Raw genomic sequence first — 25,792 nt, forward strand, 5'->3', positions numbered from 1 at the left:
TTCTTGCAGATCCTGCCTCTGCGTTAGCGGTTTTCGGGTTCGGAATCCACGGGAATCACAGCGCGCCCAGCCCCCGGCCCGGCGCGTGTGGACGTGGTTGTCGAGGACCGTTCAGCGCAGCCGCTGGCCGGTTTCGGAATCGAACAGCATTGCGCGTTCGGGCCGGACCGAAATCCCGATCCGCTCGCCCGTCTTGCTGCGCTGGTCGTCGCGCTCTTCGACGATCAACTTGTCACCATTTGGCGTCAGAAGATAGCTGTAGGACACGCCGCCTAGCGCCTCGGTCAGATCGACGGTGCAGCTGTCGCTGGACCGATCGACGCCGATATGTTCCGGGCGGATCCCCAAGGTCACCTTCCTGGCATCAGCCGGCACCCCTTTTGTCACAGGAATCGTGTCCGTCAGGGCGGGATGGCGCACCGTTCCATCGACGACATCGCATTCCAGAAAGTTCATTGCGGGCGAGCCGATGAACCCCGCCACGAACCGGTTGTCGGGGTCGCGATACAGATCCATCGGAGCGCCCACCTGCTCGATCCGGCCATCGCGCAGCACGACAATCTTGTCGGCCATGGTCATCGCTTCGACCTGGTCGTGGGTGACGTAGATCATCGTCGCGCCGATCTCTTGGTGCAATCGAGCGATTTCGACCCGCATTTCTACGCGCAACTCGGCATCGAGGTTCGACAGCGGCTCGTCAAACAGGAAAACCTCGGGGCCGCGCACGATGGCCCGGCCGATGGCGACCCGCTGACGCTGCCCACCCGACAGGGCCTTGGGCTTGCGCTTGAGATACGGGTCCAGTTTGAGGATTTCTGACGCTTCGGCCACCTTCCGGTCGATCTCGGCCTTGGGCACGCCGTTCATGCGCAGGCCAAAGCCCATGTTCTCGGCCACGGTCATGTGCGGATACAAGGCATAGGTCTGGAACACCATCGCCACGCCGCGCTTGGCCGGGTCCATGTGGGTCACGTCACGCTGACCGATGCGGATTTCGCCCTCGGTGGTTTCCTCCAGCCCGGCGATCATCCGCAACAGGGTGGATTTGCCACAGCCCGACGGCCCGACGAAAACGCAGAACTCTCCGTCCTCGATTTCCAGATCAATGCCGTGAATGACCTGGGTCTGGCCATACCGCTTGATTGCGCCCTTCAGGGTAACGCCTGTCATGATGCTTGCATCCTGTCCTTGCGGCCCTCGGGGAACCGCCATGCTTCGGCTTCGGCCCCGATCTGGTCGGCGGCACACCGCACCCGAGGGACCCATTTCTTCAACTGATCGAAATCCATGCGCTGGGTCGACCCGGTGATCGAGATCGCCCCCAGCATCCGTCCGCCCGATGTCAGAATCGGACAGGCCACGCAGATGATGCCGGGCTCGTGCTCTTCATCATCCATGGCAAAGCCCCGTTGGCGGATCCGGGCCAGATCGGCCCTCAATTCGGCCTCGGAGGTCAGCGTCCTGTCGGTGAAGCGGTGAAAGCTTTGCTGCGAAATCGCCTTGTCCAGCAGGTCGTCATCCAGATAGGCAAGCATCGCCTTGCCCACGCCGGTGCAATAGGCCGGGCCGACCTTTCCGGCTTCGGAATACATCTCGACCGGGTTCTTGGCATTGCGCTTGTCCACATACAGAACCTGACTGGAATCAAGCTGCGCAAGGTGCACCGTCTCGCCGGTTTCCAGGCTGAGCGCATCCAGGATCGGCCGCGCGATCGGCGCCAGAGAGCTTTGCGTCCAGGCCGAATGCGCCAGCCGCACCAGCCGCAGCCCCGGCGAATAGGTCTGCCGGTCTGGGTCGTAAGACAACATGCCCTGATTGGTCAGCGACTGCAGAAACCGGTACAGGGACGCCTTGGGAAAGCTGCTACTTTCCAGCAATTCGGCGAACCGCACAGGCCGGCCGAACGCCGCGACCTGCTCCAGCACTTCACATGCCTTGCCGATGGTTCCGTCACCTGCCACGGGTCTGATTGCTCCTCCACTTCCCCTAGCGGACGGGCCGCGAGGGTATTGACAAGCCTAGCCGATTCGATGTGTAGTTTTCAATATATAAAACTTGGTTTCACTATTTGGAACCGTAAAATGGAAGCTAAGGGAGGAAACCATGCATTCCATGTTCAAGCGCACTGCGGCGGCTCTGGCGGCCAGTGTGGCACTTGCAGCGCCCGTTTCGGCAGAACTGACCGGCGAGCTGCGAATCTTCCTCGACACATCGAATCCGGCGCCGCGTGCGACGATGGAAGCGATGATCGAGCGGTTCGCAGCACAGCACCCGGGTCTGGAGATCGAGACCACGGTCATCGACCGCGAGGCGTACAAGACCCAGATCCGCAACTTCCTGACGGCGGACACGCCCGACGTCGCGACCTGGTACGCGGCCAACCGCATGAAGCCTTATGTCGAGGCCGGACTGTTCGAAGATGTATCGGACCTGTGGGCCGAGCCGGAAATCGCCGAAAACTTGGCCTCGACCAAGGGCGCGATGACCATCGACGGCAAGCAGTGGGGCGTGCCCTACACCTACTATCAGTGGGGCGTCTACTACCGCAAAGACATCTTTGACGAGCTGGGCCTGTCCGAGCCGACCACTTGGGAAGAAGAACTGGCCAACTGCCAGAAGATCGTCGACTCGGGTCGCGCCTGCTATACCATCGGCACCAAGTTCCTGTGGACGGCTGGCGGCTGGTTCGACTACCTGAACATGCGCACCAACGGCTTCGACTTCCACCAGCAACTGGCCAATGGCGAAGTCAGCTGGGAAGACGACCGGGTCAAGCAGACCTTCGCCAACTGGAAGCAGCTGATCGACATGGGCGCGTTCATCGACAACCACCAGACCTACAGCTGGCAAGAGGCCCTGCCCTTCATGGTTCAGGGTGATGCAGCGGCCTATCTGATGGGCAACTTCGCGGTGGCTCCGCTGCGCGAGGCCGGTCTGACCGACGACCAGCTGGACTTCTACCAGTTCGTCGCGATCAACCCCGATGTCGAGCTGGCCGAAGATGCGCCGACCGACACGTTCCACATCCCGGCGAACGCGTCGAACAAAGAAGCCGCGCGCGAGTTCCTGCGTTTTGTCGTTTCGGCTGACGAGCAGACCGAAATCAACAACGGCAAGAACCTCGGACAGCTGCCCGTCAACGCCAAATCCTCGGTGGACGACGACAAGTTCCTGCAGGAAGGCTTCAAGATGCTGTCGACCAACAGCCCCGGCGGCGTCGCCCAGTTCTGGGATCGCGACGCACCGGCGGAAATGGCCAAGGTGTCGATGGAAGGCTTCCAGGAGTTCATGGTCAAGCCGGACAACCTGGACAAGATCCTGGCCAAGCTGGAACGAGCGCGCCAGCGCATCTACGACAATTGATCGGGTGGTGGCCGGGGCAACCCCGGCCACGCCTCAGCCAATCACAGGACGGGTCTGACCCCGTCCCGCCTTCTCCAAACCGGGATTGACCATGACCGCCGTCGACGTCACCGAACACGAAAGCTGGTTCCACAGAAATCAGCAACGTATCGCACCCTGGCTGTTTCTGGCTCCGGGCGTGCTGTTCTTCATGGTCTACGTGATCATCCCCGTTTTCCAGTCCTTCAACCTCTCGCTTTACGAATGGGACGGGCTGGGCGCCGCCGAATATGTCGGCATGCGCAACTATGAAGACCTGTATTGGGAATGGGTCGACCGCGACGCCTTCTATGTCTCGTTGAAGAACAACCTGATCTGGCTGGTCATGTACCTGCTGGCGATCCCGGCCGGCCTGTTCATCGCGCTGTTCCTCAACCAGACGGTCTGGGGCATCCGGCTGTACAAGTCGCTGTTCTTCTTTCCCTTCGTCATCAGCCAGGTCGTAGTCGGGCTGGTCTTCACCTGGTTCTACGACCCCACTTTCGGACTGCTGAACGAGCTATTGGGCTTGGTCGGACTGGGTCCGCTGAACGTCCTGGGTGACGAACGGTTCGTAACCTACGGCATCATTTTCGCGGGCCTCTGGCCGCAGACCGCCTATTGCATGATCCTGTACCTGACCGGCCTGAACGCCGTGGACCCCGAACAGATCGAGGCCGGCCGGCTGGACGGCGCCAAGGGCGGGCGGATGCTGTGGCATATCATCCTGCCGCAACTGCGCCCCGCGACCTTCATCGCCTTTGTCGTGACCATCATCGGCGCGCTGCGGTCGTTCGACCTGATCTCGATCATGACACAGGGCGGGCCGTTCGGATCCTCGCGCGTGCTGGCCTATTACATGTTCGAGGTCGCCTTGTCGGAATACGGGTTCCGCATGGGTTATGGCGCGGCCATCGCCGTGATCCTGTTCCTGATCATGCTGTGCTTCATCGCCTACTTCCTGTGGTCGATGTACCGCGAAGAAAAGGGTTACTGAGATGTTTCCCAAACCGATCGAAAAACAACCCCGCGCGGCGCAGATTTCCTATCAGGCGATGCTGCCGATCGCCCTTCTGCTGTGGCTCGGCCCGCTGCTGGCCGTGGCCCTGTTCTCAATCAAGCCCGAGGCGGATTTCACCAACGCCAACTACTGGGGCCTGCCCTCCAGCTTTGAAGGCGCCAGGAACTACGGTCAGGTGTTCTTCAACTCGGACATGCCGCGCTACCTGCTGAACTCGTTCCTGATCACGGTTCCCACGGTGATCGGCGCGGTGGCGCTCAGCTGCATGACCGGGTTTGCGCTGGGGATTTACAAGTTCAAGTCGAACCTGTGGATCTTCTTCATGTTCGTGGCGGGCAACTTCGTACCCTTCCAGATCCTGATGGTGCCGGTGCGCGACCTGACGCTGGACTTGGGGCTCTACAACACGAAAACCGGCCTGGTGCTGTTCCACATCGCGTTCCAGACGGGGTTCTGCACCCTGTTCATGCGCAACTTCATCCGCGCCCTGCCGTTCGAGCTGATCGAGGCCGCCCGGGTCGAGGGCATCAGCGAATGGCGCATCTTCTGGTACGTCGTCCTGCCGCTGATGAAGCCCGCGATCGCCGCGCTCAGCGTGCTGATCTTCACCTTCATCTGGAACGACTATTTCTGGGCCGTCGTGCTGACCCAAGGGGCCGAGAGCCAACCCGTCACCGCCGGCATCACCAGCTTCAACGCGCAGTTCCGCGCCGCCTATCACTTGATGAGTGCCGGCTCGATCGTCGCGGCCCTGCCGCCGGTGGCCATGTTCTTTCTGATGCAGAAACACTTCATCGCGGGTCTGACCCTCGGTGCCGTAAAATAACGCCTAGTCAAGGTTTACAGTCATGACCAAGATCACCTTCATCGGTGCAGGTTCCACGATTTTCATGCAGAACATCGTGGGCGACGCCCTGCTGACCCCATCGCTGGCCGACAGCCATTTTGCCCTGATGGACATCGACCCCGAGCGTCTGGCCGAGAGCGAAACCGTCGCACGCGCCATGATCCGCTCGGTCGGGACCGGCGCGACCGTGTCCACCCACACCGACCGCCGCGCGGCGCTGGACGGGGCTGATTTCGTCATCACGGCTTTCCAGATCGGCGGCTACAAACCCTGCACCGTCACCGATTTCGAGATCCCCAAGCAATATGGCTTGCGCCAGACCATCGCCGACACGCTGGGCGTGGGCGGCATCATGCGCGGCCTGCGCACCGTGCCCGTCCTGTGGGATGTGGCCCGCGACATGACGCAGCTGTGCCCGGATGCCACGCTGCTACAATATGTCAACCCGATGGCCATCAACACCTGGGCGCTGGCCGAACGGTTCCCGGCGCTGAAACAAGTCGGTCTGTGCCACTCGGTCCAGAACACGGTCGAGGAACTGGCCCATGACCTCGACCTGCCCAAAGATGAAATCCGCTATCGCGTTGCCGGCGTGAACCACGTGGCCTTCTTCCTGCGGCTCGAACATCAGGGCCGCGACCTGTATCCGGCGCTGCGCCGGGGCTATCACGCGGGCCAGCTGCCCAAGACGCCGCTGCTGATGCCGCGCTGCCCGAACAAGGTGCGGTACGAGGTGATGGATCACCTGGGCTATTTCTGCACCGAAAGCTCGGAACACCTGGCAGAGTACGTCCCGTGGTTTATCAAGGATGGGCGTCAGGACCTGATCGACCAGTTCCAGATCCCGCTGGACGAATATCCCACCCGATGCGAAGAGCAGGTCGCCAACTGGAAAGAACAGGCCAAGACCCTGACCGACGGGCGCGACATCGAGGTGATCCGCAGCCACGAGTTCGCTGCCGACCTGATGAACGCAATCGTCACCGACACGCCGTACGTCGCCTATGGCAACCTGCCCAATACCGGACAGATCCCGCAGCTTTCGCTGGGCGCCGCGGTCGAAACGCCCTGTCTGGTCGACAGCAACGGCGTGCAGCCCTCGGTCGTCACCGACATTCCGCCGCAGCTGGTCGCCCTGATGCGCACCCAGATCAACGTGCAGGAACTGACCGTGCGCGCCTTGGTCGAGGAAAACCCCGAACACATCTATCACGCCGCCATGATGGACCCGCACACCGCCGCCGAACTGGACCTGCGCCAGATCCGCAACTTGGTCAGTGACCTGCTGACCGCCCATGCCGACTGGCTGCCCGACTGGTGCCAGCCCGCCAAAGCCGCTTGAAAGGGCCCCGCAAATGACCAAGAAACGCCGCTCACAGCATTGGTATGGCAAGCTCGACAAGGACGGGTTCATCCATCGGTCGTGGATGAAGAACCAAGGCTTTCCCGATCATGCGTTCGACGGGCGCCCGATCATCGGCATCTGCAACACCTGGTCCGAGCTGACGCCCTGCAATTCAGGCCTGCGCGACCTGGCCGAAGGCGTCAAGCGCGGCGTGTGGGAGGCCGGCGGCTTTCCCGTCGAATTCCCGGTGATGTCGCTGGGCGAAACCCAGATGAAGCCCACCGCCATGCTGTTCCGCAACCTGCTGGCCATGGATGTCGAAGAATCGATCCGCGCCTATGGCATCGACGGCGTGGTGCTGCTGGGTGGTTGCGACAAGACCACGCCGGGCCAGCTGATGGGCGCGGCCTCGGTCGATCTGCCTACGATCGTGGTCAGTTCCGGGCCGATGCTGAACGGCAAGTATCGCGGCAAGGATATCGGCTCGGGCACCGATGTATGGAAGTTCTCGGAAGCCGTGCGCGCCGGCGAGATGACCTTGCAGGATTTCATGAACGCCGAATCCGGCATGAGCCGGTCCAAGGGCGTCTGCATGACCATGGGTACGGCCTCGACCATGGCGTCGCTGGTCGAGGCGATGGGCATGAGCCTGCCCACAAACGCCGCTCTGCCCGCCGTCGATGCCCGTCGCATGGCGCTGGCGCACATGACCGGCAAGCGCATCGTCGAGATGGTGGACGAAGACCTCAAACCTTCGGACATTCTGACCAAGGCGGCGTTTGAGAACGCCATCCTGGCCAATGCCGCGGTGGGTGGATCCACCAACGCCGTGGTGCACCTGCTGGCGCTGGCCGGCCGGGTGGGCGTGGACCTGACTCTGAAGGATTTCGAGATCGGGTCGGACATTCCGCTGCTGGTCAACTGCATGCCCTCGGGTAAGTACCTGATGGAGGATTTCTGCTATGCCGGCGGGATGCCTGTGGTCCTGTCCGAGCTGAAATCGCATCTGCGCCCGGCCATAACCGTTCTGAACAAAGACATCTCGGCCCATTACGAAGGAGCAGAATGCTTCAACCGCGACGTGATCCATTCCTTCGACGATCCGGTAAAACCGGCCGCCGGGCTGCGCGTTCTGCGCGGCAACCTGGCGCCGAACGGGGCGATCGTAAAACCCTCGGCGGCCACCGACAGCCTGCTGGAAACGGAAGGTGAGGCCTATGTCTTCGACAGCATCGAGGACTTGAAGGCCAATATCGACCGCGATGACCTGCCGGTGACGCCCGAGACCATCCTGGTGCTCAAGGGCTGCGGGCCAAAGGGCTATCCGGGCATGCCCGAGGTCGGCAACATGCCGATCCCCGCCAAGCTGGTGAAACAGGGCGTGCGTGACATGATCCGCGTTTCCGACGCACGCATGTCGGGCACCGCCTTCGGCACAGTGATCCTGCATGTCAGCCCCGAGGCGCAGGCGGGCGGCCCATTGGCGCTGGTGAAAACCGGCGATCGCATCCGCGTGTCCGCCAGCAAGGGCGAGTTGGAATTGCTGGTCGACGAACAGGAACTGGCGGCCCGCCGCGCGGCCTGGCAGCCCGACGACCCGCATTACACCCGCGGCTATGCCAAGCTGTATATCGACCATGTCCTGCAGGCCGATCAGGGGGCCGACCTTGATTTCCTGGTGGGCAAGGACACCCGCCTTGTGACCCGAGAGAGCCATTGATGAGCCAGCCAGCCACTTTCCATGACCTCGACGGGGCGTCCGTCTTCATCACCGGCGGTGGGTCCGGCGTGGGCGCGGCCCTGACCGACGGGTTCCTGGCCCAGGGCGCCAAGGTCGCCTTTATCGGCCGGTCCGACGCCAGCGCGTTCGTCGAAGAGATGCGCGCCAAACACGGCCGCGCGCCCTTGTTCCTGCAGGGCGACATGACCGACACTGCGCTGCTGCGCAAAACCATGACAAAGGCCGCCGAGGCCCACGGCCCGCTGAACGTGCTGGTCAACAATGCCGCGAACGACAAGCGCCACAGCCTCGAGGAAACCACGCCCGAGTTCTGGGACTGGATGATCGCGGTGAACCTCAAAGCCTATTACTTTGCCTGCCAGCAGGCCGCGCGGCAGATGGCAGAAACCGGCGGGTCGATCATCAACTTCAGCTCGATCAGCTACATGATGGGCAATGCGGGCTATCCGATCTATACGACGGCCAATGCCGGAATCACCGGCATGACCCGCTCGCTCGCGCGTGAGCTGGGGCCGAAGAACATCCGCGTCAACGCATTGGCGCCCGGCTGGGTGCTGACGCAGAAACAACTGGACATGTGGGCCACGCCCGAAGATCTGGCCGCGCATATGGATCGCCAATGCCTGAAGGAACATCTGCGTCCGGACGACATGATCGCGCCGACGCTGTTTCTGGCATCAACGGCCAGCCGCGCCATGACCGGGCAATGCATGGTCGTCGATGGCGGCGTGGTCACAACGGGGTGAGGACATGAACACCGAGTGGATCGCAGTAGACTGGGGCACCTCGCATCTGCGCGCCTGGGCGATGCAGGGCGATACGGTGCTGGACCACGCCCAATGCGACCGGGGCATGGCAACGCTGGGCCGGGATCAGTTCCAGGACGCGCTGCTGACGCTGGTCCAGGGCTGGCTGGGCGCGGCGCCCGTCGATGTGATCGCCTGCGGCATGGTCGGTGCCCGCCAGGGCTGGGTCGAGGCGCCCTATGTGGCTGTTCCCGCCAAGCCGATCTCGACCGTTCCGGTGCGCGTGCCCGGCACCGATCCACGCATCCGCGCCTTCGTGGTGCCAGGCCTGAAACAGGACGACCCCGCGGACGTGATGCGCGGCGAGGAAACCCAGATCGCCGGCTACCTGTCCACGCGCCCGCATTGGGATGGCGTGATCTGCCTGCCCGGCACCCACACCAAATGGGTGCAGGTCAGCGCGGGCGAGGTCGTCAGCTTCCGCACCTTCATGACGGGTGAACTTTTCGATCTGCTGGGCCAGCACTCGGTACTGAAACACTCGGTGGGCGAAGGCTGGGACGACGACGCCTTCGCCACGGCCGTGGCGGACACGCTGTCAAAGCCCGAGCAACTGGCCGGGCGGCTGTTCGGGCTGCGTGCGGCCGACCTGCTGCACGGCCAGGACCCGGCCACCGCACGGGCCCGCCTGTCCGGTGCCCTGATCGGTGCCGAGCTGGCCGCCACCCGCCCCTATTGGCTGGGTCAGCAACTGGCCATCGTCGGCGCCGAGGCCTTGTCGCACATCTATGCCGCGGCGCTGCAGCAACAGGGCGCGTTCGTCGAAACCGCCGACGCGACCCAGGCCACGCTGGCCGGTCTGCTACAGGCCCGCACCCTCACGAGGCAAACCGCATGAGCCGCCCCATCATCGCCATTCTGCGCGGGCTTGACCCGGCGCAGGCCGAGGCCGTCGGCCAGGCCATTCTGGACGCAGGGATCGACCGGATCGAGGTACCGCTGAACTCGCCCGACCCGCTGGACAGCATCGGCCGTATGGCCCGTTCGATCGGCGACCGCGCGCTGGTCGGGGCCGGAACCGTCCTGACCGTGGACGAGGTCGAACAGGTGGCTGCCGTGGGCGGCAAGCTGATCGTGTCGCCCAATTGCGATGCCGAGGTGATCGCGCGCACGGTGGATCTGGGCCTGCAAAGCTGGCCCGGTATCTATACCCCAACCGAGGCCTTCGTCGCCCTGCGGGCCGGGGCCACCGGGTTGAAACTGTTTCCCGGTGTGATGGCCGGACCGGCGGGGCTGGCTGCCATGCGCCCGATCCTGCCCAAGGGTACGCAGGTCTATGCCGTTGGCGGCGCGGGGCCCGAGAATTTCGGCGACTGGCTCAAGGTCGGGGCTGACGGGTTCGGCATCGGCTCGGCCCTGTTCAAACCCGGCATGTCCGTGGACCAGATCGCCGAGAACGCCCGCAGGATCGTAGCCGCCTATGACGAGGCCGCGAGATGAGCCAGGTCTTTGACGACCGCCCGTGCGAGTTGGGCGAGGGCCCGCTTTGGCACCCCGAACGGCAACAGCTGTTCTGGTTCGACATCGTCAACAAGCGCCTGATGACCCGCGAAGCGGATGGTCCGCAAAGCTGGGATTTTGCCGAGCACGTCTCGGCCGCAGGCTGGATCGACCGCGACACGCTGCTGATCGCGTCGGAAACCGGGCTGTGGACGTTCGGGCTGGAGAGCCGTCGCAAGGACCGCATCATCGCGCTCGAGGCCGACAACCCGGTGACCCGCTCGAATGACGGGCGGGCTGATCCGTGGGGCGGATTCTGGATCGGCACCATGGGCAAGCGCGCGGAACGGGGCGCGGGGGCGATCTATCGCTTGTGGCGGGGTGAGCTGCGGCAGCTGGTGCCGGACGTAACCATCTCGAACGCGATCAGTTTCGCGCCCGACCGGTCCTGCGCCTATTTCTGCGACACGGCCACCGGGCAGGTGCGGCGCTGGGGTCTGAACCCCGAAACCGGCTGGCCCGAGGGCGACAGCGCGGTGTTTCTGGACCTGCGCGCCAAGGGTCTGAACCCCGATGGCGCGGTCGTCGATGCCGCGGGTAACCTGTGGCTCGCACAATGGGGCGCGGCGCGGGTCGCGGCCTATGACGCCGGCGGAACCTTCCTGCGCGCGGTGTCCTTCGCGGCAACCCATACCTCGTGCCCCGCTTTCGGCGGGCCGGATCTGACGACGCTGTTTTGCACCTCGGCCCGCGAAGGGCTGGATGCGGACACCATCGCGTCACACCCCACTAACGGAATGACCTTTGCCGCCGAAAACGCGGGCCAAGGTCAGGCGGAACACAGAGTTATCCTATGACCCCCGAACTTGGCGTTTGCTATTACCCTGAACACTGGCCGCAAGAAATGTGGGCCGAAGATGCCGCGCGCATGGTCGAGGCCGGTCTGCGCTGGGTCCGGATCGGCGAATTCGGATGGAGCCGGATGGAGCCGGAACCGGGCCGGCTGACATTCGACTGGCTGGATCAGGCCATCGAGACCCTTGGTGCGGCCGGGCTGAAAGTGGTGCTGGGAACCCCAACCGCCACGCCGCCGCGCTGGATGCTGGACCGGCACCCGGACATGCTGGCGGTGGACGAAAACGGGCAGCCGCGCAAGTTCGGCTCGCGCCGTCACTACTGTTTCAGCCATCCCGGATATATCGATGAGTGCGTCCGCATCGCCCGGATCATGGGCGAACGCTATGGCCGAAACCCGTACGTCGCCGCCTGGCAGATCGACAATGAATATGGCTGCCACGACACCACCGTCAGCTACAGCGAGCCTGCCCGGGAGGCCTTCCGCCGCTGGCTGGCCGAACGCTATGGCTCGGTCGAGGCGCTGAACGCGGCCTGGGGCAACGTGTTCTGGTCTATGGAATACAGCGATTTCGATCAGATCGACCTGCCCAACCTGACCGTAACCGAACCCAACCCGGCGCATGTTCTGGCCTTCCGCCGGTTCAGCTCGGACCAGGTGGTGGCCTTCAACCGGGCACAGGTTCAGGCGCTGCGGCCTCTGACCGACGCGCCGCTGCTGCACAACTACATGGGCCGGATTCTTGATTTCGACCATTTCGAGGTGGGCGCCGATCTGGATATCGCCACTTGGGACAGCTACCCGATCGGGTTCCTGTCCGACCGGCTCGAGGCCGACGCGGCGCACAAGACAGCCTTTCTGCAACAGGGCGATCCCGACATGCAGGCCTTTCACCACGATCTGTACCGCGCCGTCGGGCGCGGCCGCTGGTGGGTGATGGAACAACAGCCCGGACCGGTGAACTGGGCGCCCTACAACCCGGCCCCCCTGCCGGGCATGGTGCGGCTTTGGTCGTTTGAGGCTGTGGCCCACGGGGCCGAGGTGGTCAGCTATTTCCGCTGGCGGCAGGCGCCTTTTGCGCAGGAACAAATGCACGCGGGCTTGCTGACGCCGAACAACCGCCCTGCCCCCGGTCTGACCGAGGCGCAGCAGACGGTCGCGGATTTGGCCGCGCTGGGGCCGGTCGAACCGGTGCAGGCGCGGGTGGCCATCCTGTTCGACTACCCGTCGGACTGGGCCTGGGCGACCCAGCCTCAGGGCGCGGGGTTCAACTATTTCCGGCTGGTGTTTTCCGCTTATCGCGCCCTGCGCCGCGCCGGGCTGTCGGTCGATGTCGTGCCGGCCACGGGCATGGACGAAGCCGAGTATGATCTGATTCTCGCCCCCGGGCTGGCCACGCTGGACGACGCGCTGGCCGACCGGTTGCGCGCGGCGACCAAACTGACGGTTCTGGGCCCGCGCACAGGTGCAATCACGGCTGATTTCCAGATCCCGGCCCAAGGCCGCCCCGGCCTGCAAGCGCTGGACTGCGACGTGGCGCTGGTGGAATCTCTGCCGCCCGAGATCACCCGCCCGGTTCAGGGCGGCGGCGCCGCGCAACACTGGGTCGAGCGGCTGACCGGCAACGCGCCCAATCTGTTGACTTTCGAAGACGGAACCCCGGCACTGAAAGGGGGCGACCAGCTTTGGTATCTGGCCGGATTCCCGGACGAAGACCTGTGGGACCGGATCGTTGAAATGGCCGCGCAGAAGGTCGGGCTGACCCTGCATCCGATGCCGCCCGGCCTGCGGCGGCGCGAAACCACGACCCATCAGTTCCTGATCAACTACAACGCTCATTCCGTCGAATGGAACGGGCACACCATCGCGGCCTGCGACGTGGCCATTCTGAAACGCAATCCGCCCGGCCGGGGCTGACCTCAGGCCGGGCAGAAGCCCTGACCGGCGCGCCTATTGGTCGCCGCTCAGGCTGTTGGGATCGAACACGTTCCCAAAGCCGCTATTGCCCTTGGGCGGTGCTTCGGCTTCGGGCTCGGCGTCACTGCCGCCACCCAGAGTGCCGGGCGCGAACACACCGCCAAAGCCGCTGTTGTTCGAGGGTTTGGGCGCCGATTGCGTGGCTCCGCCCTGCTCGGCCTCCTGGGCTTCGCGCTGCTTGCGCTGCTCCTCGCGCTGCTTGCGCAGCTCCTGGATACGGCGTTCGGCCTCCAGGCGTTTCTGCTCTTTCACGTTGGCGATGCACTGGTCGGGGCTGTAGACCGCCGCCGTGCCCACCACCGTGATCGTCGCCACCGCAAAGACCACCAGCAACACCGCCGCCATGTTCCCGGCAAAGAAGCTGGGCAGGCGGATCTTGCCGCCCAGGTCCTGCACCGTCGCGTTGCGGCGGGCGGCGGCGACCAGCTCCTGCCGGCGCAGCTTGGCCTCGTTCAGAAGGGCAAAGAACACCGTCAGCGCCACGATGATGAAGGCCAACGCCGAGATCGAGGGCGTGATGCCGTACCGCACCTTCTGCGCCAGCTCGATGGTCAGCGTCGGATACTCACCGAAGGTGAAGGTGGTGGTGTTGTAGTTCTCGAACGAGGCCAGAAACGCCAGCACCGCCGCCGACGCGATCGCCGGGCGCATGAACGGCAGCAGGATCTTGCGAAACGCCTGCGCATGGGTCGCACCCAGATCCAGCGCGGCCTCGGTCAGCGCCGTGTCATAGCGCTGCAACCGCGCCACCAGCACCAGCATGCAATAGCTGGCGATGAAGGTCGATTGGCCGATCACCGTCAGGAACACCCCGTTCGACAGGACGCTGTCCGCGCCCAGCCCCAGCATCCGGTTGATCCGGTCCCAGAACACCAGGGTCGAGATGCCCAGCACCACGCCCGGGATCAGGATCGGCGCGATGATGATCGTATAGTAGGTGGCGCGCAGCCGGGGCCAGATCTGGGTCAGCATCAGCGCGCCGGCCAGCCCCATCGCCACCGACAGAACCACCGTTCCCGCCCCGATGATCAACGAGTTCTTGATCCCGTTCAGGATGCGCTGATCTTGGAACAGTTCGGTGAACCACTGGAAGGTCAGGCATTCCCACGGGCTCATCCGCGGGAAGCTGGACGAGTTGAAGGCGGTGATCGACATGATCACCAGCGGACCCAGCAGATAGGCGAAGAAGATCGCCAGATAGACCCAGATGCTTATGCGGAGGAAGGAATTGTTCATTTCCCGATATCCCCCATGTTCACCTTGAACAGGCGCATCATCGCCAGCACGAACAGGATGCAGGTCACCAGCAGCACCACCGCATAGGCTGCGCCCTGGGGCCAGTCATTGTTGTCGTTGAACTGCTGATAGATCAGCTGCGTGAACCACAGGCTTGACGGCCCTCCCAGGATCTGCGGCGCGGCCAGCGCACCGGCTGACAGCATGAACACCATGGTACAGCCCGAGCTGATCCCCGGCTTGGCGTATGGGATGACCACCCGCCAGTGGATCCGCCACCAGGGCGCCCCCAGATCCCGCGCCGCCTCGATCTGGTTCCGGTCGAGGCTTTCGATCACGTTGTAGATCGGAAAGATCATCAGCAGGATGTAGGCATAGCCCAGACCAGCATAGAGCGCGATGTCGTTGCGGATGAAATCGAAGGGCGTGTCCCAGATGCCCAGGCCTACGAACAGCGTGTTCAGAACGCCAGTTTCGCCAAAGATGATACGCAGCGCAAAGGCGCGCAGGATCTCGTTGATCCAATAGGGGATGATCAACATGACTGCGAAGATGCGAATGTGACTGCCCTTGGACTGGCCCAGGTAATAGGCGATCGGATAGCAGAGGATCAGGTTGAAGATCGTCACGCAGACCGCCGCCACCAGTGTGCGGAAGAACACCCGTAGATCGACGGTGTTGTAGTCCTGACTGCCGCCCTCGGGGCCGTAGATCAGGTATTTGTAGTTCTCCAGCGTGTACACGTCCTTGGGGCCGCCGATTTCCGGGGGCGGCAGGTTGGGACGGAAGGAGAAGTCCAGCATCGACAGCTGCGGCAGGATGATCAGGCCGATCGTCCAGAACAGGACCAGACCCAGGATCGTCAGCCCCATGCCGGTGCCGTTGCGGTTGAAGAAATCCTTCAGATAGGAGGGCATGTCTCGGGCCTCCCTATTCCGCGGCCAGTTCACCGGCCGGAACCACGACCGCGTTGCGGGTGTCGTATTCCAGCGTGATGTTCTGTCCCGTGTGATCCTTGAACGACTGGCCGTGGTTCGGGATCGAGACCTTGATCTCTTTCCCGCCATCGCCTTCGGTGAAGATGTTGAAGACGTTGCCCTCGAATTCCTCATGGGTCACGCGCGCGGTCACGAAGTGATCGCCGCTGGCGCCCTCGGGCGCGATCGAGAACGCCTCGGGCCGGATGAACATCATGGCGTCGTCGCCCTCGGCCAACTTGCCCCGGTTGGCCGTGGAAATACGCGCCACCAGCTCACCCGAACGGTTGGTTGCGATCAGCGCCTCATCCCCCATCACCCGCTTGACCTTGCCGCGGAACACGTTGTTTTCGCCCACGAAAGAGGCGGCAAACGCCGTGGCTGGATCGTTGTAGATGGTCTTGCCATCGGCGATCTGGTCGATCACCCCGGCGCGCATCACGGCGATGTTGTCCGACATGGTCAGAGCCTCGCCCTGGTCATGGGTGATGTAGATGAAGGTGATGCCCACCCGCTGCTGAATTTCGCGCAGCTCGGTGCGCATGTGCTGGCGCAGCTTGAGGTCCAGCGCCGACAGAGGTTCGTCCAACAGCAGCACGTCCGGCTCGGCGCACAAGGCGCGCGCGATGGCCACCCGCTGGCGCTGGCCTCCCGACAATTCGCTGGGCAGCTTGTCGCCCTGACCCGGCAGCGCAATCATGTCCAGCAGTTCGTCCGCGCGTTTGCGCCGTTCGGCGGCGCTGGCACCTTTTATCTCCATCGAAAAGGTGATGTTCTCCCACACCTTCATGAGCGGAAACAGCGCGAGGTTCTGAAAGATCAGCGCGGTCGGACGCTTGTTCGGCCCGATGCCCTTCATGTTCTTGCCGCCGATCAGGACATTGCCTTCGCTGGGCTCGAGGAACCCAGAGACCGCCCGCAGGATCGTGGTCTTGCCGCAGCCCGAAGGCCCAAGGAACGAAAAGAAGTCGCCGCCGTTTATGTGAACGTTCGCATCGCGTACGGCGACAAAATCGCCGAAGCGAATCCACAGGTTTTCCAGATCAACTCCGATCCCTGCACTCATATTTAGTTTCTCCCTGTGACACAGCCTTTGGCCGCACCGCATCTTTGTCCGTCACGCGGAGCGCGTGCGGAGTCCTGTGGCCCCCCGCTGCGTTGCGGGGGGCGCGATCGAGTTGCGATCAGGCGCTCTTGAACTTGTTGACGAACTCGGTCCGGGTTTCGGCGTACCAGGGGGCCTCGGCCGGCCAGGGGTTCAGGTTGGCAAGCGAGTCGCCCGGATAGGCCTCGGCAAAGTTCTTCTTGTAGGTATCGCCGGAATATTGGTCGGCGCCCAGTACCGGCGAGTTGTAGCCGTGGCTGTCGATCGCCACGCCCGCGGGCTCGGGTTGATAGGCGAATTCGATGAACGCATAGATCTGGTCGATGTTCTGCGCGCCCACGGGCACCGACATGCCATCGACCCAGGCCATCGCGCCTTCGACCGGCGCCTGATAGTGCACCGGCTCGCCGGCAGATTTTAGCGCCAGCGGCGGACCGTCCCAGGTCTGGCCGACGACCACACCTTCGTTCAGCAGGCCATTCTTTTGGGTGTCGGCATCGTTCCACAGCAGCTTGATGCGGTCCTTGCGGGCGATGCACCAATCGGTGATCTGGCCCCAGACCTTGCGCATCGTTTCTTCGTCATTGTAGGCCGACCAGACCGAGCCGGGCTCCATCTCGCCCACACGCTCCATGTACAGGCCCGCGCCCAGCATCATCGAATGCGCGCGGCCCATGGTCTTGCCGGCGTTCTCCTCGGACCAGACATCGCCATAGGACGGCGCGTCGCCATCCGGCAGCCACAGGTCGGTGCGATAGGCGATGCCCTCGGTGCCCCAGATATGCGGCAGCCAGTGCACGCCTTTGCCGCCGAAGTTCCAGGCATCGGTGCCGATCTTGGCCATAGCCGGGTTCACCTTGTCAATCGGCACGCGGCTCATGTCAAACGGTTGTAGAAGTTCCAGCGGCTCCCACTGCAGCGACCGGTTGTTGGTGGGCGACACGATGTCGAAGCCCTGGCCTTTGGTCGCCTTCATCTTGTTGATGATTTCCTCGTTCGAGCCGATGCCGGTATAATTCACCTTGATGCCGGTCTTGGCCTCAAATGCCTCAAGGAAGCTGGGCGGCAGGTAATCCGACCACATCAGGATGTTGACCTCGCCCGAGGATGCCAGCGCGCTTTTGCTGTAGAGCGGCGCTGCCAGAGCGGCCGCACCGGCCCCTTTCAACACCGTACGACGGTTCACATTCGACGATTTCGCCATTGGTTTTCTCCCGTGTTTGGACTGAGTTTTGTTGTTGTATGTGCGTCACGTTAGAGTTTTGCGGCCGCTGCGTCAGTCCAAAAAGCGACAGATTGCGAAATTCATAGGTCCAGATTGACGACCGCGACAGGCGACGGCGGCTCACCGCAGTCGGAAATTTCTCTTCATTCGCCCGCAAATCAGGCTTCAGATCATACTTCCCCGCAGACATCGGCTGCGCCTGCCCAACCCGGATCAGCGAACCCCTGTGTCTCGACCCGCGTGAATAGTTTACAAGAAAAAGGCCGCACCTGCCCCGCCATGGGGCCGGATGCAGCCTTTTTGTGCAGAATCAGAAGCGTCAGGCGCGCGGGCGCATCGACAGCCCGTCATAGAACAGGTGCACTTTTTCGGGCGCCGCCGTGACCGAGACCGTCTGCCCACGCAAACCGCGATGAATGCCCGGCAATTTGCCGATCACCGACTCGGCCCCCGGGGCCTTGGCGAAATAGAGCAGCGTCACCTCGCCCAAGGCTTCGGTGAAATCCACGACACCGGTCAGCAGGGGCGCGCCATCGGCCACCACCAGGTCCTCGGGCCGGACGCCCACATTGACCTTCTTGCCGACGTCCGCGTCTTGGGTTGGGATGGCCGAAACCGCCGTGCCGCCGGAATCCAGCGCGACGGTCGTGGTGGCACCGGTGCCGGTGATCGTTCCGGGCAGCAGGTTCATGGCGGGCGAGCCGATGAACTGGGCCACGAATTCGTTGTCGGGCGTCTCGTACAGTTCCAGCGGCGTGCCAACCTGTGCGATGCCCTTGTTGGCCAGAACCACGATCCGGCTGGCCAGGGTCATTGCCTCGACCTGGTCGTGGGTGACATAGATCATCGTGCTGTCGGGCATCGCCTCTTTCAGTCGCGCGATCTCGATCCGCGTGGCCACCCGCAGCGCAGCATCCAGGTTCGACAGCGGCTCGTCGAACAGATAGACCTTGGGGTCGCGCACGATGGCGCGTCCGATGGCGACCCGCTGACGCTGACCGCCCGACAGAGCCTTGGGCAGCCGGTCCAGAAACGGTTCCAGCTGCAGGATCTGCGCCGCGCGGTTCACCGCCGCGTCGATCTGATCGGCGGGCATCTTGGCGATTTTCAGGGCAAAGGCCATATTCTCGCGCACGGTCATGTGCGGATACAGCGCGTAGCTTTGGAACACCATGGCGATGCCGCGCTGTGCCGGGGGCACGTCGTTCATCACCTGCCCCTCGATCTCCAGCGTCCCGCCCGAAATGCGTTCCAGCCCCGCGATCATCCGCAGCAGGGTGGACTTGCCGCAGCCCGAGGGGCCGACGAACACGATCAACTCGCCGCGCTCGATCTCAAGGTTGATATCCTTCAGGACATCGACATTGCCATAGGTCTTGGCGACATCGGTCAGCTTGAGTTCGGACATGGGTTACCCTTTCTCTCGGACCATCAGGCAGAATTGCGACGGCGCCAGCGTGGCGCTTGCCTGCGCGTCGACTGCGCCAAGATCCTGACCGATGCAGCGCCAGTTGCCCTCGGGCAGGTCGATTTCCGCGGTGTCATCGCCCAGGTTAAAGGCACAGAACACCTGCTGGGTATCATCCTCACGCAGGAAGCTCAGGATCGGGCCGGTTTCGCGCATGTGCGACTGGGTGCCCGACATCAGCGCCGGATACTCATGGCGCAGAGCGATGGCGCGGCGATAGTGGTTCAGCACCGACTGCGTGTCGGCTTCCATCCGGTCCACCGCGCGTTCAGCCTGCGCGGTACTGACGGGCAGCCAGGGCGCACCTGTGGTAAAGCCCGACTGTTCGGCCTGCGCGGCCCAGACCATGGGCGTGCGGCAGCCGTCGCGGCCCTTGTATTCAGGCCAGAATTCGATGCCATAGGGGTCCTGCAGGTGCTCAAAGGCCACGTCTGCCTCGGGCAGGCCCAGCTCTTCGCCCTGATACAGGCAGGCCGAGCCGCGCAGGCACATCATCAGAACCGCGTGCTGCCGGATGCCGGCCTCGTCCAGATCCCAGCGCGAGGCGTGACGCTGCACGTCGTGGTTGGAGAACGCCCAGCACGGCCAGGCGTCGCCGGCCTTGGACAGAAGCTGGTCGAACACATGCTTGGTGTATTCTGCCGTCAGGCGGCGTTTCTCTAGAAATTCAAAGGCATAGCACATGTGCATGCGCTTGTCGCCACGGGTGTATTCGCCCATGATCTCAAGCCCGCGCTGTGCGTCGCCCACCTCACCCAGACAGGCGCGGCCGTCATATTGATCGGTCAGGGCGCGCAGCCGTTCCAGAAAGGCGATGTTTTCCGGTTGGCTCTTGGAATACAGGTGGTCCTGATGGTTGTAGGGGTTGACCATCGGCGCGATGGTGGCGTTGCGCTGATCCAGAGGCAGCGCCGGGTTGTCGCGCAGTTGCGCGTCGTGGAAGTAGAAGTTGATCGTGTCCAACCGGAACCCGTCAACGCCCATGTCCAACCAGAACCGCGCCACGTCCAGCAGCGCGTCCTGCACATCGGGGTTGTGGAAGTTCAAGTCCGGCTGCGAGGTCAGGAAATTGTGCAGATAATACTGCTGCCGGCGCGTATCCCACTGCCAGGCCGAGCCGCCGAAGATCGACAGCCAGTTGTTGGGCGGGGTCCCGTCGGGCTTGGGGTCGGCCCAGACATACCAATCGGCTTTGGGGTTCTCGCGGTTGCTGCGGCTTTCGACGAACCACGGATGCTGGTCCGAGGTATGCGACAGCACCAGGTCGATCATCACTCGCAGACCCAGACCATGGGCGCGGTCCAGCAACGTCTGGAAATCCTCCATCGTGCCGAACATCGGATCGATGGCGCGATAGTCGCTGACATCGTACCCGAAATCCCTCATCGGCGACTTGAAGAAGGGCGAGATCCAGATCGCATCGACCCCCAGACCGGCGATGTAGTCCAGCCGCTGGGTGATGCCCCGCAGGTCTCCGATGCCGTCGCCGTTGCTGTCCTGAAAGCTGCGCGGATAGATCTGATAGATCACCCCGCCGCGCCACCAGTCGGACGCCGTCTTGGTTGAGTGCTTGAGGTCCACGTTGTTCTGCACGTTCATCACACGCCCTTATTTGACTGAACCGGCCAGCAATCCGCGGACCAGGTATTTCTGCATTGCAAAGAAGACGAGCAGCGGCACCGCGATCGACACGAATGCGGCCGTCGCCAGGATTTCCCAATTGCCGCCACGGGTGCCCAGAAGCTCGACGATACTGTTGGTCATCACGGTGGTTTCTCCGGATGCGTCGATCAGGAACACCTTGGCCACCAACAGGTCGTTCCATGTCCACAGGAACTGGAAGATCGCGAACGAGGCCAGCGCCGGAAAGCTCAGCGGGAGGATCAACTTGGTGAAGATTTGAAACTCGGTGGCGCCGTCGACCCGCGCATTCTCGATCAGGTCGCGGGGCAGACCGGCCATGTAATTGCGCAATAGATAGATCGCCAGCGGCATGCCAAAGCCAGTATGGGCCAGCCAGACGCCCAAATACCCTTTGCCGATGCCGATGTTCAGGTGGAATTTCAGCAGCGGGATCAGCGCCAACTGCAAAGGCACAACCAGCAGACCGACCACCGCGGCGATCAACAGCGCACGGCCCGGAAAATCCATCCAGGCCAGCGCATAGGCCGCAAAAGCCGCCACCAGGATCGGGATGATCGTGGCCGGAATCGTGACCGTCAACGTGTTGAAGAACGCCTTGGCCATGCTGTCGGTGCTGTCCTCGGCCAGCAGGACCTTGTGGTAATTGTCCAAAGTGAACTCGGGCGGCAGTTCGGCGGTCACGAAGACGCGCGCGCCCCTGCTGCCGGCGAATTCCTCGGTGTTCTCCATCCGGTAATCGCCATTGACCTGAACGGTGATCGTTCCGCCCTTGCGCAGTTCGGCCGTCTGGCCCGGCTCAAATGCATCGATCTCGCGCGAGCTGATGCCCCATTTCGAGATGCGCGCGTTGGTGCCGGCGTCGAACAGATTGCCCTCGATCACATACAGGCCATTTTCCTGCACCTGGGTATCGGGCGCGGCGCTGCGCAGCGTCAGGTTCTGCTCGGACGGGAAAATCGCCCGCCACCAGCCGCTGGTTGCGATCTGGTCCGCCGTGCGAAACGACGAGATGAACAGGCCCAGCGTGGGCACCACCCATAGCACCACCAGAAACAGAACCGAGGCATGTACGGCCCATCTGAGCGCCGGGCGGGTTCCTGCGATCTCACTCATGGCGGACCCCCTATTCCATTTCCTTGCGCGCGTTGCGGACGTTCCAGACGAGGATCGGCGTCACCAGCAGCATGATCACCATGGCCGAGGCCGAGCCCACGCCCCAGTCGTTGGCGCGGAACAGCTTGTCGAACATGTAGTTGGCCAGCACCTGTGTCTCCCACTGGCCGTTGGTCATGGCGAACACGATGTCGAAGACCTTCAGCACGACGATGGTGATCGTTGTCCACACCACTAGGATCGTCGTCTTGATTTGCGGCACCTTGATCTTGAAGAAGATCTGGAGCGGGCTGGCGCCATCCAGAATGGCGGCCTCGACCGTTTCTTCGGGAATTCCACGAAGGGCCGCCGACAGGATCACCATGGCAAAGCCCGTTTGGATCCAGATCAGAACGATCATCAGGAAGAAATTGTTCCAGAACGGAATGGTCAGCCAGGTCTGCGGCTCGGTTCCGCCAAAGAAGATGTACAGGGCATTTAGCATGCCGATCTGGTCCTGCTCGATCGGGCGGGTGTCATAAACCAGCTTCCAGATCACCGAAGCGCCCACGAACGAGATCGCCATCGGCATGAAGATCAACGACTTGGCAATATTGCCCCAGCGGATGCGGTCGGTCAGCTGGGCCACCAACAGGCCGAATGCCGTCGACAGCGCCGGCACCACGATCAGCCACAGCATGTTGTTGCGCATCGCTTCCCAGAATTTCGGCTCGGCGACCATCTGGGCATAGTTGTCCAGACCAACCCACTCGTACCCGCCGCCGGGCACGCGGTCGGTCAGGGACAGGCGCAGCGTTTCCACCACCGGATAGGCGAGGTACAGCCCCAGTGCGGCCAGGGCGGGGAGCAGAAACAGCCAGGGCCGGATCATGTTGGCCCTGTTGATGTTGCGCCCGGCATTCGGGCCGCGCGGCGGGAACAGAACCTTGTCCAGAAACTGGTTGGACAGGTAGAAATAGCCGACGCAGGCGGATACGCCGATGGCGATCGTCAACAGACCTTGGATTGCGGGATGCATGTCACCCTCCGTGGCGACGATGGGTCGGGCAACCCGCATGCACGGGTTGCCCCTGGTTCACGGGTTTACTGGATCGCGTCCCAGGACGCCTGGATCTCGCCGGCGACCTCTTGCGCGGATTTGCCACCGACATAATCGACCATGCCGGTCCAGAACGTACCAGCGCCCACCGCGCCCGGCATCAGGTCGGACCCGTCAAAGCGGAAGGTGGTCGCGCCCAGAAGAATGTCGTTCATCTTCTTCAGCGTCGGGTCCGAGAAGGCCGAGGTATCGACACCCTTGTGTGGGGTCAAAAAGCCGCTGAGCGCCATCCAGGTCTCATGCGCCTCGGGGGTCTGCAGATACGCGATCAGGTCATGCGCGGCGGGGCTGTCGTTGGTGATCGCCCACAACGTACCCGCGCCCAGAACCGGGCTGCCCAGATCCTTGCTTTCATAGGCCGGGAAGTAAAAGAAATCGGCATCTTCACCCACGACCGTGCCTTCGGGGAAGAAAGCCGGGATGAACGAGGCCTGACGGTGCATGTAGCACTGCGGCGGTGAGCTGAACAGACCCTTGGGGCTGTCGCGGAAATCGGTTGTTGCAACCGCCCCGGCCCCACCGGCCACATAGTCGTCATTGCGAGCGAATGCACCGAATTCCTCGATTGCGGCCACGACCTTGGGGTCGTTGAACTTCAGGTCGTTGGTGACCCAGGCGTCGTAGTCCGCCGGGGACAGGGTGCGCAGCATCATGTCCTCAACCCAGTCGGTCGCCGGCCATCCGGTCGCGCCGCCCGACCCCAGACCGATGCACCAAGGCGTGCCGCCATCGGCGACGATCTGGTCGGTCAGGGCCTTGAGCTCTTCCATCGTGGTCGGGACCTCATAACCCGCGTCCTCGAAATTCTCGGGCACGTACCAGACCAGCGATTTCACATCGACCTTGTAGAAGAAGCCGTAGAGATGCTCCTGACCGTCCGGGCCGGCATAGGTGCCCAGATCGACCCAGGACTGGCCCGCGGCATAGTTGTCGCGCACCCAATCCGCCGTTCCGTCCGCCAGCGGCGTCAGGAACCCGGCCTTGGCCATGTCGGCCGCCAGTCCCGGCTGGGGGAACACGGCGATGTTCGGTGCCGAACCGGCCTCGGCGTCGATGCGGATCTGCTGTTCGAAGCTGTCCGAGCCGACATAGGCATATTCATGCCCGGTGGCAGCGGCAAATCCGTCCAGAACCTTTTCGACATTTTCCTGGTCCGGGCCAAGCCAAGGGCCGAACACGGTGACCTTTTCGGCCTGGGCCGCGCCCGCCATCAGGGCAAACGTGGCCGCACCTGCCAAAAGCGAGTGTTGCATTGATTTTCCTCCCAACTGTATCTGGCGCATATGAGACTCGGTTTTCAAAGCGCTTTGGATGCCCGCTGTTATCCGCTAACGGAATGCGGCTGTCAATCGTCTGTTTTTTGTAAGCCCCATGTTTTATTGATGCAGTCGCAGAAAAAATGAAACAGCTTGACGCAAGCAAAAATTGGCCACACAACAGGGACTGAACCGCAGATTTAAGGCGCTTTGACAGCCGCTATGAACCTCAAACAGCTCTCTCAGATCCTGGGCCTGTCACAGACGACGGTCAGCCGCGCGCTGAACGGCTACCCAGAGGTGAGCGAGGCAACACGCCTGCGGGTTCAGGCGGCGGCGGCAAGGCACGGCTATCGTCCGAACGCGCGCGCCAAGGGGCTGGCGACGGGTCGGTCGATGGTGATCGGCCACGTGATCCCCAGCTCGGCCCGGCACGAGATGGTAAACCCGATCTTCGGCGATTTCGTCGCCGGCGCGGTCAAGAAGTATGCCGAGCACGGCTATGACATGATGTTCACAAATGCCGACGACACCTCGATCGAGGACGCCTATCGCAGCCTCTTCCAGCGCGGCGCGGTCGATGGCGTGGTGCTGCAGGGCCCCAAAGTGGACGAACCGCGGATCGAGGTTCTGACCCGGATGCAGGTGCCGTTCATCGTGCATGGCCGCTCGACCGGCGTCAGCCTGCCCTATGACTGGATCGACGTGAACAACAAAAGTTCGTTCCAGCGCGCGACCCGCTTTCTGATCGACCTGGGTCACCGGCGGATCGCGCTGATCAACGGGCTGGAGGACATGGATTTTGCCCAAAGGCGCCGCGACGGGTATCTCGAGGCGCTGAAACAGGCCGGCCTGTCGCCCGACCCGGCCCTGATGCGCAGCGCCGAGATGACCGAAGTCTATGGCCACCACGAAACCCGAGACATGCTGCGGCTGGACGATCCGCCGACCGCGATCCTGACCTCATCGATGATTTCGGCGATCGGGGTGCGGCGCGCGCTGGACGAGGCCGGGCTGAAGATGGGCCGCGACGTATCGGTGATCGCCCATGACGACGACCTGTCCTATCTGAAGAACGGGCAGGACGTTCCGATCTTTACCGCCACCCGGTCTTCGGTGCGCCACGCCGGCGAACTGGCCGCCGAGATGCTGATCGAGCGCATCCGCGCGCCCCACGACCCGACCAAGACTAGATTGCTCGAGGCCGAACTGGTAGTCGGCGGCTCGACTGGTCCCGCCCCCAACAGGTTCTGAA

The 25,792-nt window shown here is 63.1% G+C and carries 22 protein-coding genes; 11 read left to right on the forward strand and 11 right to left on the reverse strand.

All coding sequences use genetic code 11. From position 1 onward, the window contains the following. Nucleotides 1–111: 111 nt before the first annotated feature. Both AC2FNS_RS15550 and AC2FNS_RS15555 read right to left on the reverse strand, forming a co-directional pair. Nucleotides 112–1,170, reverse strand: coding sequence for an ABC transporter ATP-binding protein (locus AC2FNS_RS15550; protein ID WP_496713352.1), 1,059 nt, complete (start codon nucleotides 1,168–1,170; stop codon nucleotides 112–114). Beyond that, on the reverse strand, nucleotides 1,167–1,961 hold the full coding sequence (locus AC2FNS_RS15555) for an IclR family transcriptional regulator (RefSeq protein WP_496713354.1): 795 nt from the start codon (nucleotides 1,959–1,961) through the stop codon (nucleotides 1,167–1,169). Before AC2FNS_RS15555 ends, AC2FNS_RS15550 begins: the two co-directional genes overlap by 4 nt. A 142-nt stretch (nucleotides 1,962–2,103) precedes the next feature. On the opposite strand from AC2FNS_RS15555, the gene AC2FNS_RS15560 reads away from it, so the two are divergent. The 10 genes from AC2FNS_RS15560 (at nucleotide 2,104) to AC2FNS_RS15605 (ending at nucleotide 13,354) form a co-directional block, all read left to right on the forward strand. Further along, complete coding sequence (locus AC2FNS_RS15560) at nucleotides 2,104–3,363, forward strand: ABC transporter substrate-binding protein (protein WP_496713356.1); 1,260 nt, start codon at nucleotides 2,104–2,106, stop codon at nucleotides 3,361–3,363. A 91-nt stretch (nucleotides 3,364–3,454) separates the two neighbouring features. After that, nucleotides 3,455–4,378, forward strand: coding sequence for a carbohydrate ABC transporter permease (locus AC2FNS_RS15565; RefSeq protein WP_496685325.1), 924 nt, complete (start codon nucleotides 3,455–3,457; stop codon nucleotides 4,376–4,378). 1 nt (nucleotide 4,379) lies between these two features. Next, on the forward strand, nucleotides 4,380–5,228 hold the full coding sequence (locus tag AC2FNS_RS15570) for a carbohydrate ABC transporter permease (RefSeq protein ID WP_496682354.1): 849 nt from the start codon (nucleotides 4,380–4,382) through the stop codon (nucleotides 5,226–5,228). Between the two features lie 22 nt (nucleotides 5,229–5,250). Beyond that, nucleotides 5,251–6,591 carry an alpha-glucosidase/alpha-galactosidase gene (locus AC2FNS_RS15575; protein WP_496711747.1) on the forward strand — a complete coding sequence of 447 codons (1,341 nt, stop codon included), beginning with the start codon at nucleotides 5,251–5,253 and terminating at the stop codon, nucleotides 6,589–6,591. Nucleotides 6,592–6,604: 13 nt separating this feature from the next. Further along, the gene (locus AC2FNS_RS15580; RefSeq protein WP_496711748.1) at nucleotides 6,605–8,314 is read left to right on the forward strand and encodes an IlvD/Edd family dehydratase; all 1,710 of its coding nucleotides are present in this window, start codon (nucleotides 6,605–6,607) and stop codon (nucleotides 8,312–8,314) included. Then, complete coding sequence (locus AC2FNS_RS15585) at nucleotides 8,314–9,081, forward strand: SDR family NAD(P)-dependent oxidoreductase (RefSeq protein WP_496711749.1); 768 nt, start codon at nucleotides 8,314–8,316, stop codon at nucleotides 9,079–9,081. Before AC2FNS_RS15580 ends, AC2FNS_RS15585 begins: the two co-directional genes overlap by 1 nt. Before the next feature lie 4 nt (nucleotides 9,082–9,085). Then, nucleotides 9,086–9,979: a 2-dehydro-3-deoxygalactonokinase gene (locus tag AC2FNS_RS15590; protein ID WP_496685333.1), complete on the forward strand. Its 894-nt coding sequence runs from the start codon at nucleotides 9,086–9,088 to the stop codon at nucleotides 9,977–9,979. Beyond that, nucleotides 9,976–10,581 carry a 2-dehydro-3-deoxy-6-phosphogalactonate aldolase gene (locus AC2FNS_RS15595; protein WP_496803906.1) on the forward strand — a complete coding sequence of 202 codons (606 nt, stop codon included), beginning with the start codon at nucleotides 9,976–9,978 and terminating at the stop codon, nucleotides 10,579–10,581. Before AC2FNS_RS15590 ends, AC2FNS_RS15595 begins: the two co-directional genes overlap by 4 nt. Then, nucleotides 10,578–11,438, forward strand: coding sequence for an SMP-30/gluconolactonase/LRE family protein (locus tag AC2FNS_RS15600; RefSeq protein ID WP_496797754.1), 861 nt, complete (start codon nucleotides 10,578–10,580; stop codon nucleotides 11,436–11,438). Before AC2FNS_RS15595 ends, AC2FNS_RS15600 begins: the two co-directional genes overlap by 4 nt. Then, the gene (locus AC2FNS_RS15605) at nucleotides 11,435–13,354 is read left to right on the forward strand and encodes a beta-galactosidase (protein ID WP_496711752.1); all 1,920 of its coding nucleotides are present in this window, start codon (nucleotides 11,435–11,437) and stop codon (nucleotides 13,352–13,354) included. Before AC2FNS_RS15600 ends, AC2FNS_RS15605 begins: the two co-directional genes overlap by 4 nt. A 33-nt stretch (nucleotides 13,355–13,387) precedes the next feature. Here AC2FNS_RS15605 and AC2FNS_RS15610 read toward each other — a convergent pair whose 3' ends face one another. The 9 genes from AC2FNS_RS15610 to AC2FNS_RS15650 form a co-directional block, all read right to left on the reverse strand. After that, a complete protein-coding gene (locus AC2FNS_RS15610) occupies nucleotides 13,388–14,650 on the reverse strand; it encodes an ABC transporter permease (RefSeq protein WP_496682373.1) in 1,263 nt (420 codons plus the stop codon). Then, a complete protein-coding gene (locus AC2FNS_RS15615; RefSeq protein ID WP_496711753.1) occupies nucleotides 14,647–15,567 on the reverse strand; it encodes an ABC transporter permease in 921 nt (306 codons plus the stop codon). The genes AC2FNS_RS15610 and AC2FNS_RS15615 overlap by 4 nt, the downstream gene beginning before the upstream one ends. Before the next feature lie 13 nt (nucleotides 15,568–15,580). Beyond that, entirely contained in the window at nucleotides 15,581–16,693 is a 1,113-nt protein-coding gene (locus tag AC2FNS_RS15620; RefSeq protein WP_496711754.1) for an ABC transporter ATP-binding protein, read from the reverse strand. A gap of 118 nt (nucleotides 16,694–16,811) precedes the next feature. Further along, nucleotides 16,812–17,936 (reverse strand): extracellular solute-binding protein, encoded by a 1,125-nt coding sequence (locus AC2FNS_RS15625; RefSeq protein ID WP_496682379.1) that lies wholly within the window; start codon nucleotides 17,934–17,936, stop codon nucleotides 16,812–16,814. Between the two features lie 340 nt (nucleotides 17,937–18,276). Next, entirely contained in the window at nucleotides 18,277–19,365 is a 1,089-nt protein-coding gene (locus tag AC2FNS_RS15630) for an ABC transporter ATP-binding protein (protein WP_496685345.1), read from the reverse strand. A 3-nt stretch (nucleotides 19,366–19,368) separates the two neighbouring features. Further along, nucleotides 19,369–21,024: an alpha-glucosidase gene (locus AC2FNS_RS15635; protein WP_496711755.1), complete on the reverse strand. Its 1,656-nt coding sequence runs from the start codon at nucleotides 21,022–21,024 to the stop codon at nucleotides 19,369–19,371. Nucleotides 21,025–21,033: 9 nt separating this feature from the next. Further along, nucleotides 21,034–22,182, reverse strand: coding sequence for a carbohydrate ABC transporter permease (locus AC2FNS_RS15640; protein WP_496711756.1), 1,149 nt, complete (start codon nucleotides 22,180–22,182; stop codon nucleotides 21,034–21,036). Between the two features lie 10 nt (nucleotides 22,183–22,192). Continuing rightward, complete coding sequence (locus tag AC2FNS_RS15645) at nucleotides 22,193–23,200, reverse strand: carbohydrate ABC transporter permease (RefSeq protein ID WP_496682388.1); 1,008 nt, start codon at nucleotides 23,198–23,200, stop codon at nucleotides 22,193–22,195. A gap of 65 nt (nucleotides 23,201–23,265) precedes the next feature. Continuing rightward, on the reverse strand, nucleotides 23,266–24,534 hold the full coding sequence (locus AC2FNS_RS15650) for an ABC transporter substrate-binding protein (protein WP_496685352.1): 1,269 nt from the start codon (nucleotides 24,532–24,534) through the stop codon (nucleotides 23,266–23,268). 225 nt (nucleotides 24,535–24,759) lie between these two features. On the opposite strand from AC2FNS_RS15650, the gene AC2FNS_RS15655 reads away from it, so the two are divergent. Beyond that, nucleotides 24,760–25,791: a LacI family DNA-binding transcriptional regulator gene (locus AC2FNS_RS15655; protein WP_496682393.1), complete on the forward strand. Its 1,032-nt coding sequence runs from the start codon at nucleotides 24,760–24,762 to the stop codon at nucleotides 25,789–25,791. Nucleotide 25,792 lies beyond the last annotated feature (1 nt).

This window comes from Ruegeria sp. BHSA191 (genome assembly GCF_059613325.1).